The organism is Polymorphospora sp. NPDC051019, assembly GCF_040683055.1.
Taxonomy (GTDB): Bacteria; Actinomycetota; Actinomycetes; order Mycobacteriales; family Micromonosporaceae; genus Polymorphospora; species Polymorphospora lycopeni.
In genome coordinates, this window is record NZ_JBFBCH010000001.1 from 115,313 (window position 1) to 133,732 (window position 18,420).

The window sequence follows — 18,420 nt, forward strand, 5'->3', positions numbered from 1 at the left end:
TCTGCGGTTAACGACAGACGAATCCACGATCACTCGCAGACATTCACCGTCGGCAATTGACCAGATTGGACGGACATGCGCCGGGCGGACCCGGGCGACCGACACGCCGGACGGCCGGGTGGCCGCGGTCGCACCGGCCCTCGCGCATGATGGGCGGACCGCAGCCGCCCCCGGAGGACAGCATGCCGATCGACCACGACAAGACCACGAGCGGACCGGCGATCAGCCTCGACAAGTTCCAGGCCGCCGCCCCGGCCCTGGTCGACCTCTACAAGAGCGCGCGGGTGAGTCTGGACAAGTTCCGGCTCACCGGCCAGCGGGCCGCCGTCTACCTGGTCATCGACCACTCGGGGTCGATGCGCCCGTACTTCCGCGACGGCTCGGTGCAGGGGCTCGCCGAACAGGTCCTCGCCCTCGCCGCCCACTTCGACGACGACGGCTCGGTGCCGGTCGTCTTCTTCGACACCGTGGCGCACCGGCCGGTCGAGGTGTCGGTGGGCGACCACGCCGGCGCCGTCGACCGGATCCGGGCCGGCATCGGCCCGATGGGCCGGACCGACTATGCCGCCGCGATGCAGGCGGTGATCGCGCACTACCGGGCGTCGGGCAGCCGGGCACCGGCGTTCGTGGTCTTCCAGACCGACGGATCGCCGACGTCGCGCACGGCCGCCACCCGTACGCTGTGCGACGCCGCCCGGCTCCCGATCTTCTGGCAGTTCATCGGCTTCGGCGACGACGAGTTCACGTTCCTGCGCCGGCTCGACGACCTGCCGGTGCCGGGGAAGCGGATCGTCGACAACGCCGGGTTCTTCGCCGCCGGCACCGAGCCGCGGTCGATCCCCGCCGGCTCACTCTACGACCAGCTGATGGGTGAGTTCCCGCAGTGGCTGGTGTCGGCCCGCGCCGCGGGCGTACTCCCCACGACCTGACCGCCCGGAGCGCTCCCACCGGATATCCAGCCGGTCGGGGATAGCCAAAGGGTTGATCCACACTCATACATATCGATAAGGTTAGCGCTCGTTCAGGGCTGGCACAGCCCTGGTTGGCCGTGACGGGGAGGCCACGACCGACAGGAGCGCAGCATGGCCGGACCGACCCCCGGATTCAGCCGACGCACCCTCTTCCGGGGCACGGCCGCGGGCATCGCCGTCGTCGGCGGTGGCCTGGCCGTCGCCACCCCGGCGCACGCCTCGAACTTCTACAACCCGTTCGCCGGCCGGCCGATCTCCGACGGTTGGCAGGCGCACCTCAACCGCGGGTCGCTGGGCGGCATCGACTACCCGATGCCGGTCGGCACCAACCTGCCCGCCTGCGGTGGTGGCTCGATACAGAACATCCCGAACAACGGCACCGGCGGGCACACCGTCACGATCCACCATCCCAACGGCTACCGCAGCCAGTACATGCACCTGTCGGCCTTCGTCCTCGGCAACGGCGCGGTGGTGGGTGCCGGCGTGGTCGTCGGACGCTCCGGCGGCGCCGCCGGGGCGCCCGGGTCGGGGTCATCGACCGGACCGCACGTGCACTGGCACATGATCAACCCGAGCGGCCAGCGGATCAACCCGCTCGACTATCTGGCCGGGCTCGGCGGCGGTGGCCGGCTGCCGAAGACGTCGACCGCCCAGGACGGCATCCCCGGCACCATCTTCTGGAAGCGGGCGCAGAACTGGCTGCGGATCGAGGCCGGCTACACCGGGCCGATCGACGGCGTACCGGGCGTCAACACGTACGCCGCCATGCAGCGCGAACTGCGTGACCATCACGGCTACACCGGACCGATCGACGGCGTACCCGGGCCCAACACCTGGGCGGCACTGCAGCGCCTGGCCGCGCGCTACGGCTACACCGGCCCGATCGACGGGGTGATGGGACCGAACTCCTGGCGCGGCGTGGCGCGGTTCCTCAACGAGGACCGCTGGGACTGACCTCAATGGAATATCCCAAATGGGATGCTTCCCAATCCATCGGTCAAATGCTATGAAATAACCACCGCCGTCCCCCACCCAGACCAGGAGAAACACATGGCCCGTACCCGCACCGCCACACTGCTCGCCGGTCTCGTGGCCGGCGCCGTCGTCGCGCTCGGACTGGCGACCCCCGCCCAGGCCGCCGGCGAGCACTACGTCTCCCTCGGCGACTCGTACGCCTCCGGCGTCGGCGCCGGCAGCTACACCGCCGAGAGCGGCGGCTGCAAGCGCAGCCTCAACGCGTTCCCCCAACTCTGGGCCAACACGAACGCCCCCGCCTCGTACCGCTCGGTCGCCTGCTCCGGCGCCAAGACCGGCGACGTCGTCAACAACCAACTCTCCGCGCTCAGCGCGACCACCACGCTGGTCAGCGTGGTCATCGGCGGCAACGACGTCGGGTTCGCCAACATCATGACGACCTGCGCGCTGGCCGGCACCAACGCCTGCCTCGCCGCGGTGACCAACGCGGAGAACCTGGCCCGCACCTCACTGCCGGGCTGGCTCGACAACGTCTACAACGGAATCAAGAACCGGGCCCCGAACGCCGACGTGGTGGTGCTCGGCTACCCGACCTTCTACCAGCTCGGTACCCCGATCTGCCTCGGCCTGAGCGAGCAGTCCCGCGCGAAGATCAACTCGGGCATCAACCTGGCCAACGACATCATCTCGGCGGCGGCCGCCCGGCACGGCTTCACCTTCGGCGACGTACGGCCGCGCTTCATCGGCCACCAGCTGTGCAGTGGCGACAAGTGGCTGCACGCGGTCAACTTCGCCGACATCGGCGTCTCCTACCACCCGACCGCCAACGGGCAGTCCGGCGGCTACCTGCCGGTCTTCCGGAGCGCCGCGACCCTCGCCGCGAAGAGCTGACGATCCACCACCGCAGGGGCGCCGGCCACCGGTCGGCGCCCCTTTCGCGCGCCCGGCACACATTGACTTCAATAGTTAACTTTCCTAATATTTCTGGGATCAATCGAGTACGACCGATGCGGCGATCGGCGTACGCCCAGCCAGTTCCCTCTTCCCGTCCCTGAAGGGATCGCCGATGTCCGGATCCACGCACCCAGGCGGCGCCGCCCCACACCGGCCGCGCCCGTCCCGTACCCGACTCCTGGCCGGCGCGGTCGCGCTGCTGACGGCCGCCACCGGCGCACTCACCGCGCTGGCCCCGGCCGCCCCCGCCGAAGCCGTCGTCCTCCCCAACGGCTTCAAGAGCGTCGGCTACATGCCGTCCTGGGCCGGCAACGTCAACAGCGTGCAGTACGGCAAACTCACCCACATCAACTACGCGTTCGTCCTCCCCAACGCCAACGGCACCCTGCGGCCGGTGGAGAACCCGTCGAAGCTGACCCAACTGGTGTCGCTCGGCCGCGCCAACAACGTCAAGGTGTCGATCGCCATCGGCGGCTGGAACAACGGCGACGACTCCGCCTTCGAAGCCCTCGCCAGCAGCGCCGGCACCCGCACCACCTTCGTCAACAGCGTCGTGAGCTTCGTCAACCAGTACGGCCTCGACGGCGTCGACATGGACTGGGAGTATCCCGACCCCGGCACCTCGGCCAACAACTTCACACTGCTCATGCAGCAGCTCAGCAACGCGCTGCGCCCCCAGGGCAAACTCCTGACCGCCGCCGTCGTCTCCGAGGGCGGCACCGCCAACGGCGTACAGCCCGCCGTCTTCGGCTACGTCGACTGGCTCAACATCATGGCGTACGACGGCGGCAGCCCACACGCCAACTACGACTGGTCGATCAACAGCGTCAACTTCTGGAAGTCCCGCGGCCTCCCGGCCGGCAAGGCCGTCCTCGGCGTGCCGTTCTACAGCCGCCCCGGCTACCACACCTACGCCAGCCTCGTCGCGATGGACCCGGCCAACGCCAACCGCGACTGCACCACCGTCAACGGCGCCCAGCAGTGCTACAACGGCCTGCCGACGATCCGGCGCAAGACCCAGTGGGCCCTGGCCAACGCCGGCGGCATGATGAACTGGGAACTGTCCCAGGACACCAACAACTCGACGTCGCTGGTCAGCGCCATCTACGAAACCATCATGGGCGGCAACCCGCCCGGCGGCCGGACCGGCCAGATCACCGGCATCGCCGGCAAGTGCGTCGACGTCGCCTCCGCCGCCACCGCCAACGGCACCGCCATCCAGCTCTGGACCTGCAACGGCACCAACGCGCAACGCTGGACCGTCGGCACCGACGGCACCCTGCGGGCGCTGAGCAAGTGCGCCGACGTCGCCAGCGGCTCCACCGCCAACGGCGCGCTCGTCCAACTCTGGGACTGCAACGGCACCGGTGCGCAGGTCTGGCAGGCCCAGTCCAACGGCACCCTGCGCAACCCGCAGTCCAACAAGTGCCTGGACGCCTCCAACAACAGCTCCGCCGACGGCACCCGCCTGCAGATCTGGGACTGCTTCGCCGGCGCCAACCAACGCTGGGTGTTGCCAAGCTGACCTTGCTGGCCTCCTCGGCTGAGCTGGCCGGCCCCGCCCCCCGGCGGGGCCGGCTCGCTCCAAGTTGGCTGGTCCCGCCTCCGGCAGGGCTGCATCGCTCCGAGTTGGCTGGTCCCCGCCCGGAGTTGGCCGACCTCGCCCCCGGCGGGGCCGGCTCGCTCCGCTTCGCGCCGCCTGATGCACCGTCTTCGCTCTGCGGGCATGACGGCTTCGCCGCGTGTTCCCGGGCTCCAGACGGTGCGGCGGCGCTCGGTCGACTCGCGACTGTGGCGCGGTCTACCGCGGTCCGCCGCTTGCTCCGCCGATCGTGGCCGTTGGTAGCGCACTGGCCTGATCGTCAGGTGTCAGGCTGGTCGGGATCGTCGTGCCATCTGTTGATCTGGGCGGGAGAGACCTTATCTCGGACGGGTAAGGTCCCTGCTGCTCAGATCAGCGTTCTTCCTGCCGTGCGGTCCCTCGGCCGGGCCGTCGAACGAGGGCCGATGTGGGTGCGCGCTGCGTCGTTCGTTGTGATCTGGGCGCCAGCCACCTAACCGGCGACGGATAAGCGAGCGGGCCCAGCTGGACGCAGGACCAGCCAACTTGGAGCGAACCAACCCCGCCGGAGGCGGGGCCGGCCATCAAGCCAGGGCGGGGTCGGGATGAATGACGGGGTCGGCGACGGGTGTGATGCGTTCCGCGGGGACGTGGGCCGGTGGCTTGCCGCCGTCGGCGGCGATCCGCAGGGCCTCGATGAGCTGGCGGTAGAGGTCGTCGGTGGCGTACAGCTCGGCGTGGGTGCCCCGGGCCCGGATCTGCCCGCCCTCCATGACCGCGATCTGGTCGGCGTCGAGCACGGTGGACAGCCGGTGGGCGATGGTGACGACGGCGCCGGTCGCGGCCCGTTCCTGGATGCACCGGTGCAGTGCCGCCTCGGTCAGGCCGTCGACCTGGGCGGTCGCCTCGTCGAGCAGGAGCACGTCCGGGGTGCGCAGGATGGCCCGGGCCAGGGCGATGCGTTGCCGCTGCCCGCCGGAGACCTGGCTGGTGGTCAGGTCGGTGTCGAGGCCGTCGTCGAGCGCGGCGACCTTCTCGTCGAGTTGCACGGCGGCCAGTACGGCGCGCAGTTCGTCGTCGCTGGCGTCGGGGTGGGTGAAGAGCAGGTTGTCGCGGATGGTGCCGGGCACGACCGGGGTTTCCTGTTCGACGTACGCGAGCCGGGCCCGGATCTCGTCGTTGGTGTAGCTGGCGTACGGCCGGCCGTCGAGCTGGATTTCGCCGTGCTCCGGTTCGAGGAAGCGCAGCAGGAGGGAGAACAGGGTGGTCTTGCCGGCGCCGGAGGGGCCGACGATCGCGATGTGGCCGCGTCGTGGCACCTCGAGCGTGACGTCGCGGACGACGTGCGGGCTGTCGGGGCCGTACCGGGCGGAGACGTCCCGGAGGGCGAGCACGGGCCCGTCGGGGCGGGCGGGTTCGGCGGCGGCCGGGCCGGCGGGCCGGACCGGGTCGCGGTGTTCGAGTTCGATCGCCTCGATCTCGCGGATGCGGGCGGCGGCGGCGATGCCGGCCTGGAGCGCGGTGACGTTCTGGGTCAGTTCGGTGATCGGGCCCATGAGCTGGAAGGCGTAGAGGAGGAACGCGATCAGGCTGGAGATCTCCAGCAGGCCGAGTTCGGCGCGCCAGGCTCCGATGCCGAGGATCACGATGATCGACAGTTGGATGCCGGTCCAGGCGATGGTCCAGACCTGGGCCGTACGCCGGGCGGCGCGGACGGCGTGGCTGGCGGACTCCCGGGCGGTGGTGATGATCTTGTCGCCCTGGCGGGCCTCGGCGCGGCTGGCCTTGACCGTACGGATGGCGCGCAGGGCTCCCTCGAGCGCGCCGCCGAGCTTGCCGACCGACTCCTGCGCCTGCTCCTGGGCCTTGGCGATCGAGGGCATGAGGGTGGCCATGATGATGCCGACGACGATGACGGCGGCGATGGTGCAGCCGAGCAGGACCAGGTCGAGCACGCCCATCAGGACGAGGGTGCCGACCAGGGCCAGGGCGCCGTTGACCAGGCCGACGATGCTGCTGGACGCCTCGTGCAGCAGCCCGGTGTCGGAGGTGACCCGGGTGACGAGTTCACCGGTCGGGCGCCGGGTGAGGGCACCGATCCGGGCGGCGAAGTAGCGCCGGACGATCGAGGTGCGGGCGTCGAGCACGACCCGTTCGGCGAGCGTGCCGAGCAGGATCCACTGCCAGAGCGAGATGGCGGCGCCGACCACGACGAGGACCAGCAGCACGCTGATCGGGCCGGTCATCGACGCGGAGGCGCCGAGGGAGTCGAGGACCCACTTGGTGACCATCGGGGTGGCCAGGCCGGCGGCGTTGGCGATCAGGCCGAGCACCAGGCCGAGCAGCAGCACCCGCCAGTGCGGGGCGACGAACGAGGCGAGCAGCCGCAGCCGGGGGAACCGGCCGCCGGCGTCGGGTGGTGCGGTCGGAGCTGACGGTACGGGAGGCGCGGTATCAGTCACTGCCCAACTGGAACACAGATGTTCCACTACGGTCAAGTGGATTACCGGATAGGAACGTTATACGCTCATCACGTGAGTGATCAGCAGCAGTCCGCCACCCGCGCCCGCACCCGGCAGGCGATCATCGACGCCGCGATCGGGCTGCTCGCGCAGGACCGCGCGGCAACCCTCGGGGAGATCGCCACCGCCGCCGGCGTGGGCCGGACGACGCTGCACCGCTACTTCGCCGACCGCGCCGAACTGATCGCGGCGATCGACGCCGAGGGCGAACTCCGGCTCGAACAGGCGATCACCCGGGCCCGTCTCGACGAGGGCACCGGCGCCGAGGCGCTGCTCCGGCTCTGTCAGGAGTACTTCGAACTCGGCGACCTGCTCTCGCTGGTGTTCGACGAACTGCAGGGGACGGCAGAGGTGCCCTGCCCCGGGCCTGACGAGCCGGCTACGGGCGCCGGCGGGTCCGAGCCGGCCGGTCAGTGCACCCCGGCGCTCGAGGCCGCCGTACGGCGGGGCCAGCACGACGGATCGATCGATCCCGGCCTGCCGGCGTACTGGCTGGAGAGCATCCTGTGGGCGCATCTCTACACCGCGTGGAGCGTGACGACGCAGGGCAACCTGGCGCGGTACGAGGTGCTGCGGCTGACCCTGCGCACCTTCGAGGGAGCACTCGCCGGCCCGCGCTGACCGGCGCCCCTACCCCGGCCGGTCGGCGGCCGCCACCCAGTACGTCTGCTTGTGCCCACGCGCCTCCATCGCGGCGGCCAGGTCGTCGGCGTCGGCGCGCAGTTCCCGGCGGGCGACCTCGTAGCGGTTGCCGTTGTCGTCCTGGCGCCACACGACCCACCGGCCGCGCCGGTCACCGTTGCGCGACCCGGCGGACCGGCGGGCGACGACGATGAACTCCCCGTCGCCGGCGCCCACCGGCTGCCGCTCCCAGCCGCCGTGGACGCGTTCTACCACCAGCCCGGCCGCCTCCAGTGTGGACCGCAGCTCGTCCTCGGTCCGGAACCGCAGCGTCGCGGTGCTCCGCAGCACGGCGTGCGGCAGGGTGTAGTGCCGGGTGAAGCTGACCACCCCGTCTCGTACGGCGGTGACCTCGGTCCAGATCCCGACCCGGGAACCGTCGGGCAGCGACACCCGGCGGCGAAAGTCGACCGGGTTCCACCGCTCCCACTCCCGGGCCGCCGGGTCGCGCGAGTCGAAGAGCAGCCGCCCGCCCGGGACCAGCGCCCCGGCCACGGCCCCGATGGTGTCCCGCCACTGCGCGTCGGTGACGAGGAACTGCGCGACGTGGCTGGTCATGACCGCGACGTCGAACGCCCGCCGGGGCAGGACGGCGGCCGTACCCTCGATCCAGGTCACCCGGTCGGCGCCCGGCTTGGCCCGGGCGGCGGCCAGGGACGCGTGGGCCGGATCGGCCCCGGTGACGCGGTGGCCGGCGGCGGCGAGGCGGAGTGCCAGCCGGCCGGTCCCGCGGATCGGTGAACTCCGCGTGCCGCATTCCCCGGATGCTAGCCGCCGGAGCGGGCGGCGGACGCTAGGCGGAGCCGCGGACGACCAGGGTCGGCTCGAAGATGGCCGAGGTGACCCGCAGGTCGGGGTCGTCGACGCGGGCCAGCAGCAGCCGGGCGCCCTGCGCGGCCATGTCCTCCAGCGGGTGCCGGATGGTGGTCAGCGGCGGCCGGGCGGCCAGCGCGGCGCTGCTGTCGTCGAAGCCGACCACGGCGATGTCGTCGGGCACCCGCAGGTCGGCCTCGCGCAGCGCGGCGAGCGCCCCGGTGGCCATCAGGTCGTTGGCGACGAAGACGCCGTCGAGGCCGGGGTTCCCGGCGAGGAGCTGGCGCATTGCCTGCTCGCCGCTGTCGTGGGTGAAGTTGCCGGCGACCGACGGGATGTAGGCGTGGCCGTGGCGGGCGAGGGCCTGCCGGAAGCCGGTGCTGCGGTCGTGGCTGGCGGGTACGTCGACCGGGCCGGAGATCATGCCGATCCGCTGGCAGCCGCGGGCGACCAGGTGGCCGGCGGCGAGCGCGCCGCCGGCGTCGTTGGCGAGGTCGACGTAGCTGAGCGGCATCGGCCGGGCCGGACGGCCGATCATGACGGCGGCGACACCGGCGTCGGCGAGCAACCGTGGCAGGGTGTCCTCGGCGTACATGGACAGCAGCACGGCGCCGTCGAGCTGGCCCTGGCGCAGGTCGCCGACGAGCCGGGCGTGGGCGTCGGGGGTGCCGACCATCAGCAGGGCGAGCTGGATCCCCTTAGGACGCAGCACGCTCATCAGGCCGCCGACGACCCGGCCGAAGTAGGGGTCGGCGAAGAACCGGCTCATGAACGGATCGTCGTCGTGGGTCTCGGAGTCGGAGACGACCAGTGCGACGGTGCCGGTGCGCCGGGTGACCAGGGACCGGGCGGCGCGGTTGGGTAGGTACCCGGTCTGGGCGACGGCGTTCCAGACGACCTCGTGCAGTTGCGGGTCGACGTTGCGGATGCCGTTGATGACCCGGGAGACGGTGGCCCGCGAGACGCCGGCGACGGCGGCGACGTCCTCGAGGGTGGGCAGCCGCTGTCCGGGCGTGGCGTTACTCGTCCCCCCACTGCTCATGGCGGCATTTATAGCACGCGGTAAGGAGAGCGCTCTCCTATGTCATCGCCCGGCCGGTTGAACCGCCGCGCCACACGTCTCCGGCCCGCCCGGCGCGGGCGGACCGGAGACGGAGACGTGGACCTCAGCGGTAGACGCCGAACTCCCACAGCGAGTAGCCGTACGTCGTGGCGCGTTCGGTGCCGTTGACCCGCACGTACCGGCCGGAGCCGGTGACGTTCAGGCTGTCGAACCCGCCGTTGCCGGACGTCGTGCCGTAGACGGTGGTCCAGGTGCTGCCGTCGTTCGACGTCTGGACCTGGTACGCCCTGGCGTACGCGCCCTCCCACGCGAGCTGCACGTGGTTGAAGCTGGTGACCGCGCCGAGGTCGACCTGCAACCACGCGGTCGGCACCCACTCGCTGGCCCACCGGGTGTTGTGGTCGCCGTCGACGGCGTACGCCGGCAGTTGCGGGCCGTTGGTCCCGGTCGGCTGGTACGACGACGCGGTGACCGGCCGGCCGCGGGCCACGTTGGTGCCCGGCGGGGTCGGCGGCACCACCCGGAACGACCGTTGCTCGATGCCGACGTTGCCGTGGCCGTCGTACGCGTAGACGTAGACCTTCCACACGCCGAGCTGCTCGGGTGCGCGGACCCGGAACTGGCCGTCGCCGGTCTGGGTGAACGTGACGTTGGAGAAGCCGCGGTTGCCGGTCACGTGCTTGTCGCTGAACATCAGGTTGTAGCGGATCAGGTCGGCCTGCGGGTCGGTGGCGTTCACCGAGACGGTGAACTCTCCCCCGGCCGGCACCGCGGTCTGCGAGCCGACCGTCATGCTCGTGATCTCCGGTGGCGTGTTGGCCGAGGTCTGTCCACTGTAGGCGCGCTTGAGCGAGTGGTAGCCGTGCCGGCGCCAGCCGCCGGTCGTCACGTTGAGCCAGACGCCGCCGAAGTCGTTCTCCAGTCCGTAGTGGAACTCGGTGGCACCGAGCGCCACGCCGGGGTGCGACTTCACGGCGTTCCAGCTCGCGGTGTACATGTCCCGCTTCTGCAGGTCGGTCGGCTCGGTCGGCACGCCGTTGACGTCGTTCGGCACCTCCCACTCGCCGTCCGGCCCGGCCTCGGTCACGATGTACGGCCTGGTGTGGCCGCCGGCGATCCAGTCCGGTTTCACGGTCCCGATCGCCCCGTACGAGTTGACCGCCAGCAGGTTCAGCGCCGGCGAGTGCGCCTTGTAGTACGTCCACGCGTGGGTGTAGGCGTCGGTGGAGGTGACCGGGTGGTTCGGGTCGGCCGCCTGGATGGCCAGCGTGACCTCGTTGACGAACCGCGCGTACGCGACCCGGCGCGCCTCGACCTCGGCGGCCGACAGCCCGTGGTCCTGCATGGTGAGGATGACCTCGTTGCCGACGTCCCACATCAGCACGCCCTGGCGGCCCTTGAGCGCGTTGACCCGGGCCACGATCTCGTTCTTCACCGACGTCTTGTACGCGGTGTCGTTGACGTAGTCGGCCCCCTGGTTGAGCCAGTGCCCGACGATGACCTTGATGCCGTGCCGGGCGGCGGTGTCGAGCAGCGCCGGGGTCTGCGCGTCGTCGACGCCCCAGGTGCGGATCGTGTTGACGCCCATGTTCGCCAGGTCGCGCAGGTAGCCGTCGCCGGCGTTCTGCGGCGGCCCCCAGGTCAACCCCTTGACCTCGTACGGCGCGCCGTTGACCTGGAGCTGCCAGTTGCCCTGGCCGCCGGTGACCCGTACGACGCTCGGTCCGGCCGGCACCGGCGGGTCGGTCATCGCCGGCGCGGTGGTGCCGGTGGCGCGGGCGACCGAGACGGAGTCGATGCTCAGGATGCCGCCGGAGGTGGTGTCCGGGGTGGGCACCGTGAACCCGGCGACGCCGCTCGGGTAGAGGCCGCCGATCGCCAGGTCGAACCGCAGGTAGAAGCCGTGGTGTACGGCCGCCTGCCAGGCGGCGACGCCGACCTGGCTCTGCCGGACGACCCAGGTCTGCCGGCCGTCGAGGTAGAAGCGGATCTCCTCGTCGGTCTTGGTCCGGTCGATCACCTGGCTGTACTCGCGGTATCCGGTCTGGCAGCCGGAGCAGGTGGCCAGGCCGCTGGTCCGTCCGTCGTACTCGTTGCAGACCCCGCCGGGGGCGGTGCCGCAGTGCAGGGTCTGGGAGAGTTGGTTGCGGCCGTTGACGCCGCTGAGGATGTCGGTCTCGCCGATCGTCGGCCAGTTGTTGAAGTTGCCCCGGAACGCCGCGCCGGTGGCCCGGAACGCCGGCCAGTAGCCGAGTTGGTTGGCGACGTCCGGCTGCTTCACGACGGCGCTGAACTTCAGCATTTCGCCGCGTTGCGGGGTGAAGTCGGCGCGTTGCGTCTCGATCCGGCCGGAGGTCCAGTTGCCGGCGCCGTCGCGGATGGCGCGGATGTTGAGCCGGCCGCCGCCGTCGAGGTAGACGTTGTTCGTCGACGCGGTCGCGGTCTCGACCGAGCCGGTGCCCCAGTTGGCGGCGCCGCCGGGGTACTGGGTGCCGGTGCGCAGCAGCCAGTTGGCGGCCGACGGCGAGGTGCCGGCGGCGCCGGTGAAGTCGTCGCTCCAGACGATCTGCCAGTTGCCGGGCGGGTCGGTCGGGCCGGGGCCGGGGCCGCCGGTGGCGAAGACCCGGAACTCCCACAGTGAATAGCCGTATCCGGTGCCCCGCGCGGTGCCGTACATGCGGATGTAGCGGCCGCTCCCTGACACGTTCAGGGTCTGGGTGCCGCCGGTGCCGGTGGTGGTGGAGTAGATGCTCGTCCAGGTGTTGCCGTCGTTCGAGGTCTGGATCTGGAAGGCGCGGCCGTACGCCCCCTCCCACGCGAGAACCACCTGGCAGATGGTGCGGGTCTGGCCGAGGTCGACGCGCAGCCACTGCGGGTCGGCGTACTGGCTCGACCAGCGGGTGCCGGTGTTGCCGTCGACCGCGGCACCGGCCTGGGTGTCACCGGCCTCCGCCGAGGAGGCCGTGGCCGGCCGCCCCTGCGCGACGTTGGTGGTCCCGCACGCGCCCGGGTTCGGCGTCGGGGTCGGGGTCGGGCCGCCGCCGAGCGTGCCGTACACCTCGAACTCGTAAAGCGAGTAGCCGTACCCCGACGACCGCACCGTGCCATACATCCGCACATACCGACCCGTGCCGCTGACATCAAGCGACTGCACACCACCCACACCCGACGTCGTCGAGTAGATCGACGTCCAGGTGGTGCCGTCATCCGACGTCTGAACCTGGAACGACCGCGCGAACGCACCCTCCCACCGCAACACCACCCGCGACACCGACGCCGACGATCCCAGATCAACCCGAACCCACTGCGGATCAGCCCACACCGAACCCCACCGCGAACCCGGATCACCATCGAACGCATTCGACGCCGCCAGATCCACACCCTGCACCGACGACGCCAACGCCGGCCGATCCAACGACAACAACGTATCCGCGGCGACCGCGCGCGGCGGCGCGACCAGCGCGTAGACGGCCGCGACCGCGAGGGCGACGACCGGGATCAGGGCCCGCCACCCGCGGGGCAGGGACGGTGACCGGGCCTGGCGTGGCCAGGCGGTATGCGGGGATGCCGGTTTCACGGGGGTACTCCTGCCTGTGCGACGACGCGGGCGGGGAGGCGGCGACCGGAGTCGGAGAGCGCTCTCCATAGTTGCAGGAAGTGTTACGCCCACTTTTCAGACATGTCAAGAGCATCGATGTACGCGACCGCCCGCCCTCGCGGGCGCCGGCCGGCCCGGAACGCCTCCTTGACACGGGTTCCGTCCGCCCGGCAATCTGGAGGCTGGCTGGAGAGCGCTCTCCCACCCGGCCCGTCCAAGGCTCCGTCGGACAAGGAAAGTGGTGTGATCGGATGAGCACGCTGGCGGTGCCGGCGGCACAGGCTGCCGAGATGCGGTTCCCGCCCGGGTTCTGGTGGGGTGCGGCGACCGCCGCCTACCAGATCGAGGGCGCGGTGGCCGCCGACGGCCGTACCCCGTCCATCTGGGACACGTTCGCCGCCACCCCCGGCCGCACCGACCGCGGCGACACCGGGGAACGCGCCGCCGACCACTACCACCGATACCCCGAGGACATCGGCCTGATGACCCGGATCGGGCTGGCGGCCTACCGGTTCTCCATCGCCTGGCCCCGGGTCCGGGCGGCCGGCGGCGGGATCAACCCGGCCGGCCTCGACTTCTACGAACGCCTGGTCGACGCCCTGCTCGCCGCCGGCATCCGCCCGGTCGCCACGCTCTACCACTGGGACCTGCCGCAGGAACTCGAGGACACCGGCGGCTGGACCAACCGCGACACCGCCGGCCGGTTCGCCGACTACGCCGCCGCCGTCGCCGGCCGGCTCGGCGACCGGGTGTCGATGTGGAACACGCTCAACGAGCCCTGGTGCTCGGCGTTCCTCGGCTACGGCTCCGGTGGCCACGCCCCCGGCCGGCGGGGTCACCGGCAGGCGCTGACCGCCGCGCACCACCTGCTGCTCGCCCACGGCCGCGCCGTCCAGGCCCTGCGGGCCGCCGCCCCCGGGTCCCAGGTCTCGATCGCGCTCAACGCCGGTGCCGTCCGCCCGGTCAGCGACGCGCCCGCCGACCTCGACGCCGCCCGGCGGATCGACGGCCTGCTCAACCGGCTCTTCCTCGACCCGATCTTCCGGGGTGGCTATCCCGCCGACATCCAGGCCGACACCGCGACACTCACCGACTGGTCGTACGTCCACGACGGCGATCTCGCCGTCATCGCCGCCCCGGTCGACGCGCTGGGCGTCAACTACTACCAGCCCGACCTGGTCGGGGCCGCCCCCGCCGGCCGGGTCGACGCCGGCACGCCGTACCCGACCGGCGAGGACGTCGCGTTCCACCCCACGCCCGGGCCGACCACCGGCATGGGCTGGTCGATCGACCCGACCGGGCTGCGCGACCTGCTGCTGCGGTTCCGGCGCGACTACGGCGACCTGCCGGTGTACGTCACCGAGAACGGCGCCTCGTTCCCCGACGAGGTCGGCCCGGACGGCCGGGTCGCCGACCCGGACCGCGTCGCCTACCTGCGCGCACACCTGGCCGCCGCGCACGAGGCGATCGCCGCCGGCGTCGACCTGCGCGGCTACTTCGTCTGGTCGCTGCTGGACAACTTCGAATGGGCGTACGGCTACAGCAAGCGGTTCGGCATCGTCCACGTCGACTACGACACCCAGGTACGGACGCTGAAGGACAGCGCCCACTGGTACCGGGACGTGATCGCGGCCGGCGGTCTCCCCCACCGGTAGGCGGGCGGCTTCGCAGGGTGCCGTGAAAGGGCGAGCGGCACCCGCCCGGTGGCCCGGCCGCTTCCCACGGCGGCCGGGCCACCCACCGGTCAGCCGGCCACGCTGACCGTCACCCGGGTGCCCCACGGATCGTGGACGACGACGGACCCGTCGCCGCGCTCGTACGCCACCCCGGCGCCGGTCAGCCGCCGCTCCAGCGCGTCGAGTTCGCCGCTCCCGGCGACGTGGACGGCCACCGACCCGAGCCCGAGCGAGTCCGGCCGGGTGCCGGCCCCGGCCGACGACCAGGTGTTGACCGCCAGATGGTGGTGGTATCCGTCGGCGGCGAGGAACAGCGCGCCGTCGCTGCGGGCGGTGACGGCGAAGCCGAGGGTGTCGGCGTAGAAGGATTCGGCCTGTGCCAGGTCGCCGCCGCGCAGGTGGACGTGCCCCATCGTCACGGCGCCCGCGTCCGGCCCGGTGGCGCCCCGGCCCCGGTGCTCGGCGACGAACGCGTTCGGGTCGATGGCGGCACTGCCCATGACCACGAGCCCGTCCTGCCAGCGCCACTGCTCGCGCGGCCGGTCGACGTAGAGTTCGACGCCGTTGCCCTCCGGGTCGGCGAAGTAGAACGCCTGGCTGACGCGGTGGTCGGAGGCGCCCTGGAAGGCGGTGGGCGCCACCCGGGCGGTACGCAGGAGGGCCTCGGCGAGGGCCGCCTCGTCCGGGAAGAGGAACGCCGAGTGGTAGAGGCCGGCCTGCCCGGGGTCGTCGGCGGGCGCCTCCGCGGCGACGAGCCGCAGCAGCCGGCTCCCGTCGACGCCGAGGATCACCTCCCGGTCGTCCTGGCTGACCACGCTGAGCCCGACGCCCTCGGTGTAGAACCCGCGCAGCGCGTCGAGGTCGGCGGTACGCAGTTCCACCGGCCCCATCCGGGTGCCGGCGCCGAGCGCGCTCACCGGTGGCCGCGTGCCCTCGTCGGCGGCGCCGGGGCGGGTGAGGTGCCACCCGAGCGCGGCCACGACGCCGATCACCACGAGCACGGCGGCACCGGAGATCCAGGACCGTTTCCGGTCGCGTCGGCGGGGTCGGCGGGCGGCGGAGGTTCTGGCCGGCGGACGGCGGGTGGCTTTGGGCACGGGGTGTGATCCCTTCGTCGCGGCAGGGCGTCGGGCGGCGCGCGACCCGCGCCTGTAGTTGAGCGTACAACTAAGTCGCGGGAACACGATCACGACGAGGCGCGTCCGCCCGGCTACGCGGCCAGCGCCTCACCCTTGAAGACCCAGCGGCGATGCCAGCGCAGGTGGTCGGCGGCCGGCATCCGGATCCCCGGCCGGGCGCCGAGCGGGACGCCGTGCACGTCGCACACGGCCTTGCGCCGCCCCGGTCCGGGCGGACCGGGGCGGCGGGACCGGGGCGGCGGTGCGGTCAGGGGACGGTCACGCCGTACGCGGCAAGGACCTCCAGGATCGGCTGGTAGTAGGTGGTGCCACCGGAGGTGCAGTTCCCGCTGCCGCCGGAGAGGATGCCGAGCAGCTTGCCGGTGGCCGGGTCGTAGAGCGGCCCGCCGCTGTCGCCCGGCTCGGCGCAGATGTTGGTGCGGATCAGTCCGTACACCGAGCCCTGGGCGTAGTGCACGGTCACGTTCAGGCCGGTGACCGTCCCGCACCGGACCCCGGTCGTGGAGCCGCTGCGGCACACGCGCTGGCCGACGTAGGCGCCGCCGGCCCCGGTGAGGGTGAGCTGCCCCGGGTAGGTGTGGACGGCGCTCGGGTGCGGCACGGCGGTGTTGGTGTAGCGGACCAGACCGTAGTCGTCGACCGGGAAGCTGCTCCCGACACGGGTGCCGAGCTGGGGCATCGGATCTCCGGCCGCGTACCAGGTGCTGCCGACCGCGGTGCAGTGTCCGGCGGTCACGAAGTAGGCCACGCCGCCGCGGCTGACGTTCGCGCCGAGCGAGCACCGCCCGGCCGGGGGTGTGTAGATGGCTTCCCCGCCGGCGATGAGGGTGGTGAGGCGGCCGGGCTCGTGGCGTACGACGGCGCCGGCCCGGCCGGCGGCCGCCCGCAGCACGGCGAGCCGCGCGGCACCGACCGTGTCGTCGACGGTGAGGGTCATCCGCCCGGTGGCGGGATCGAGGAGCCAGGCCGTGCCGGCGGTGCGCACCTCGGCGAGGATCGCCGTGGCGCGGGCCGGATCGGGTGCGGTCGGTCTGGCGTGGGCCGCGGTCGGGACGGCGAGCAACACCACCGCGAGAAGGGCGAGGATCGGGAGACGGCGCATACGGACCTCCGACTGATCGATGTAGATAGATGCAATACAGCATCCACCTGCATCGACCAGCTTTCAAACACCCGCCGCGCCGGTCAGAGCATCGATTCGTAACGATCGCCGCGGTCGCTGACCGGCCGGTATGCCTCGTCGGCCGCGGCGGCGTGCAGCGCCTCGAGCAGGCCGTCGGCCTCCGGAAGATCGAGCGCGGCACGCAACCGGGCCCGGTCGGCGTCGAGGTCGGGCAGGTCCTCGCGGATCTCGTCGTCGGCCTCCGCCAGCCAGGCCCGCAGCTTCCGGCCGCCGTCCTCGCCGACGGGGACGCCGAGCGCGTCGTGGATGCTGGGAAGCCCGACGACCAGGGCGAGCGCGTCGCGCAGGCCGGCCGCGACGAGGCCACCCTGCCCCTCGGAGCCGGCGTAGACCACCGGCCGCCGGTCGCCGGTGCCGGCGAGCAGGAACGCCCCGCCCGAGGCGTCACCGGCGACCATCTCGAGCGGGGCGCCGTTCGGCAGGCGCACCGGCTCGGGTGGACCGTTCTCCACCCGGCCGGTGTCGAAGTCGAAGCGGGCCAGCAGGTCGGCGATCCAGGGGGTGTCGCGGATCAGGCCGAGCAGTTCGTCGTCGCGCACCCCGGCACCATAGCGGCCGGGTGCGTCATTCCTCGATGGCGCCGCCGACGGCGCGCAGGTGGTCGCGGAACGTCCGGGTCGGCGTCTCCCGGCGGTCGGCGAGGTAGTCGGCGAACCGTACCTGCTCGCGCAGCGACACCCCGGCCCGGATCCGGTCGGCCTGGCGGCGTTCGGTGTCCCGGATCTTCTCGGCCAGGGCAAGGACGTCGCCGGCACTGCTGGCCGGCACGAACAGCACCCCGTCGTCGTCGCCGAGGACGAGGTCGGCACCGTCGACCGTCCACTCGCCGACCGTCGCGGACTTCAGGGCGTCGTACGGCCGGTCGTCGAGCCGTTGCGGGCCGGTCGGGGTCGTGCCGACGCTGAAGACGGGCAGCCCGATCGCCCGGATGTCGACGGTGTCGCGGTGCAGCCCCCAGATGACGACGCCGGACAGGCCGGCGCTCGCGGCCTCCAGCACCACCAGGTCGCCGACGCAACTCTCGTCGAGCCGGCCGCCGTTGTCGACCACGAGGACGTCACCGGTCGCGGCGCTCTCGAACGCCTCGAGGAAGATGTCGACGCTGCCGGCGTGCCGGGTCGGCAGCACCCGTCCGGCCACCCGGCTGCCGGGGTCGACGGCCCGCACGGCGGCCGGCGCGCACCGTACCGGGACCTGGGCCCGGATGCAGGCGTCGGCGACGTGCGCGCTGGTCAGGGTCGCGAACCGGCGCTGGAGTTCCTGGTGGTCCATGCCACCCGCTCC

At 72.1% G+C, this 18,420-nt stretch carries 14 protein-coding genes and 1 pseudogene; 6 read left to right on the forward strand and 9 right to left on the reverse strand.

The window, feature by feature from the left end; all coding sequences use genetic code 11:
• The first annotated feature begins 182 nt into the window (after positions 1-182).
• The 4 genes from AB0M79_RS00510 (at position 183) to AB0M79_RS00525 (ending at position 4,425) form a co-directional block, all read left to right on the forward strand.
• Positions 183-929, forward strand: a complete 747-nt coding sequence (locus AB0M79_RS00510; protein ID WP_364206337.1) for a VWA domain-containing protein — start codon at positions 183-185, stop codon at positions 927-929.
• Positions 930-1,082: 153 nt separating this feature from the next.
• Entirely contained in the window at positions 1,083-1,925 is an 843-nt protein-coding gene (locus AB0M79_RS00515) for a peptidoglycan DD-metalloendopeptidase family protein (RefSeq protein ID WP_364206339.1), read from the forward strand.
• A 96-nt stretch (positions 1,926-2,021) separates the two neighbouring features.
• Positions 2,022-2,837: an SGNH/GDSL hydrolase family protein gene (locus AB0M79_RS00520; protein WP_364206341.1), complete on the forward strand. Its 816-nt coding sequence runs from the start codon at positions 2,022-2,024 to the stop codon at positions 2,835-2,837.
• Positions 2,838-3,012: 175 nt separating this feature from the next.
• On the forward strand, positions 3,013-4,425 hold the full coding sequence (locus AB0M79_RS00525; RefSeq protein ID WP_364206343.1) for a glycosyl hydrolase family 18 protein: 1,413 nt from the start codon (positions 3,013-3,015) through the stop codon (positions 4,423-4,425).
• Positions 4,426-5,045: 620 nt separating this feature from the next.
• Here the strand turns inward: AB0M79_RS00525 and AB0M79_RS00530 are convergent.
• Complete coding sequence (locus AB0M79_RS00530; RefSeq protein ID WP_364206345.1) at positions 5,046-6,923, reverse strand: ABC transporter ATP-binding protein; 1,878 nt, start codon at positions 6,921-6,923, stop codon at positions 5,046-5,048.
• 72 nt (positions 6,924-6,995) lie between these two features.
• Between AB0M79_RS00530 and AB0M79_RS00535 the strand changes: the two genes are divergently transcribed.
• Entirely contained in the window at positions 6,996-7,604 is a 609-nt protein-coding gene (locus AB0M79_RS00535) for a TetR/AcrR family transcriptional regulator (protein ID WP_364206347.1), read from the forward strand.
• Positions 7,605-7,613: 9 nt separating this feature from the next.
• Here the strand turns inward: AB0M79_RS00535 and AB0M79_RS00540 are convergent, their stop codons facing one another.
• The 3 genes from AB0M79_RS00540 to AB0M79_RS00550 form a co-directional block, all read right to left on the reverse strand.
• Positions 7,614-8,399: a methyltransferase domain-containing protein gene (locus AB0M79_RS00540; RefSeq protein ID WP_364207582.1), complete on the reverse strand. Its 786-nt coding sequence runs from the start codon at positions 8,397-8,399 to the stop codon at positions 7,614-7,616.
• Positions 8,400-8,457: 58 nt separating this feature from the next.
• Positions 8,458-9,519 (reverse strand): LacI family DNA-binding transcriptional regulator, encoded by a 1,062-nt coding sequence (locus tag AB0M79_RS00545; protein ID WP_364206349.1) that lies wholly within the window; start codon positions 9,517-9,519, stop codon positions 8,458-8,460.
• A gap of 124 nt (positions 9,520-9,643) precedes the next feature.
• On the reverse strand, positions 9,644-13,117 hold the full coding sequence (locus tag AB0M79_RS00550) for a discoidin domain-containing protein (RefSeq protein WP_364206351.1): 3,474 nt from the start codon (positions 13,115-13,117) through the stop codon (positions 9,644-9,646).
• A 272-nt stretch (positions 13,118-13,389) separates the two neighbouring features.
• Here AB0M79_RS00550 and AB0M79_RS00555 point away from each other — a divergent pair, with 272 nt between their 5' ends.
• A complete protein-coding gene (locus AB0M79_RS00555; protein WP_364206353.1) occupies positions 13,390-14,793 on the forward strand; it encodes a GH1 family beta-glucosidase in 1,404 nt (467 codons plus the stop codon).
• Between the two features lie 89 nt (positions 14,794-14,882).
• On the opposite strand, the gene AB0M79_RS00560 is transcribed toward AB0M79_RS00555, so the two are convergent.
• The 5 genes and pseudogenes from AB0M79_RS00560 to AB0M79_RS00580 form a co-directional block, all read right to left on the reverse strand.
• Complete coding sequence (locus tag AB0M79_RS00560) at positions 14,883-15,911, reverse strand: VOC family protein (protein ID WP_364206355.1); 1,029 nt, start codon at positions 15,909-15,911, stop codon at positions 14,883-14,885.
• A 113-nt stretch (positions 15,912-16,024) separates the two neighbouring features.
• A pseudogene (locus AB0M79_RS00565) lies at positions 16,025-16,135 on the reverse strand (restriction endonuclease); the annotation flags it as partial.
• A gap of 65 nt (positions 16,136-16,200) precedes the next feature.
• Positions 16,201-17,055: a S1 family peptidase gene (locus AB0M79_RS00570; protein ID WP_364206357.1), complete on the reverse strand. Its 855-nt coding sequence runs from the start codon at positions 17,053-17,055 to the stop codon at positions 16,201-16,203.
• Positions 17,056-17,138: 83 nt separating this feature from the next.
• Positions 17,139-17,675 carry a hypothetical protein gene (locus AB0M79_RS00575; RefSeq protein ID WP_364206359.1) on the reverse strand — a complete coding sequence of 179 codons (537 nt, stop codon included), beginning with the start codon at positions 17,673-17,675 and terminating at the stop codon, positions 17,139-17,141.
• Between the two features lie 25 nt (positions 17,676-17,700).
• Complete coding sequence (locus AB0M79_RS00580) at positions 17,701-18,408, reverse strand: RraA family protein (protein ID WP_364206361.1); 708 nt, start codon at positions 18,406-18,408, stop codon at positions 17,701-17,703.
• Positions 18,409-18,420: the final 12 nt, after the last annotated feature.

What these genes read in the sequence shown, in the direction of transcription:
- AB0M79_RS00580 (WP_364206361.1), bottom strand. Translation starts at nt 18,408, where the DNA reads ATGGACCACCAGGAACTCCAGCGCCGGTTCGCGACCCTGACCAGCGCG.
- AB0M79_RS00520 (WP_364206341.1), top strand. Translation starts at nt 2,022, where the DNA reads ATGGCCCGTACCCGCACCGCCACACTGCTCGCCGGTCTCGTGGCCGGC.
- AB0M79_RS00525 (WP_364206343.1), top strand. Translation starts at nt 3,013, where the DNA reads ATGTCCGGATCCACGCACCCAGGCGGCGCCGCCCCACACCGGCCGCGC.
- AB0M79_RS00515 (WP_364206339.1), top strand. Translation starts at nt 1,083, where the DNA reads ATGGCCGGACCGACCCCCGGATTCAGCCGACGCACCCTCTTCCGGGGC.
- AB0M79_RS00555 (WP_364206353.1), top strand. Translation starts at nt 13,390, where the DNA reads ATGAGCACGCTGGCGGTGCCGGCGGCACAGGCTGCCGAGATGCGGTTC.
- AB0M79_RS00570 (WP_364206357.1), bottom strand. Translation starts at nt 17,055, where the DNA reads ATGCGCCGTCTCCCGATCCTCGCCCTTCTCGCGGTGGTGTTGCTCGCC.
- AB0M79_RS00510 (WP_364206337.1), top strand. Translation starts at nt 183, where the DNA reads ATGCCGATCGACCACGACAAGACCACGAGCGGACCGGCGATCAGCCTC.
- AB0M79_RS00545 (WP_364206349.1), bottom strand. Translation starts at nt 9,519, where the DNA reads ATGAGCAGTGGGGGGACGAGTAACGCCACGCCCGGACAGCGGCTGCCC.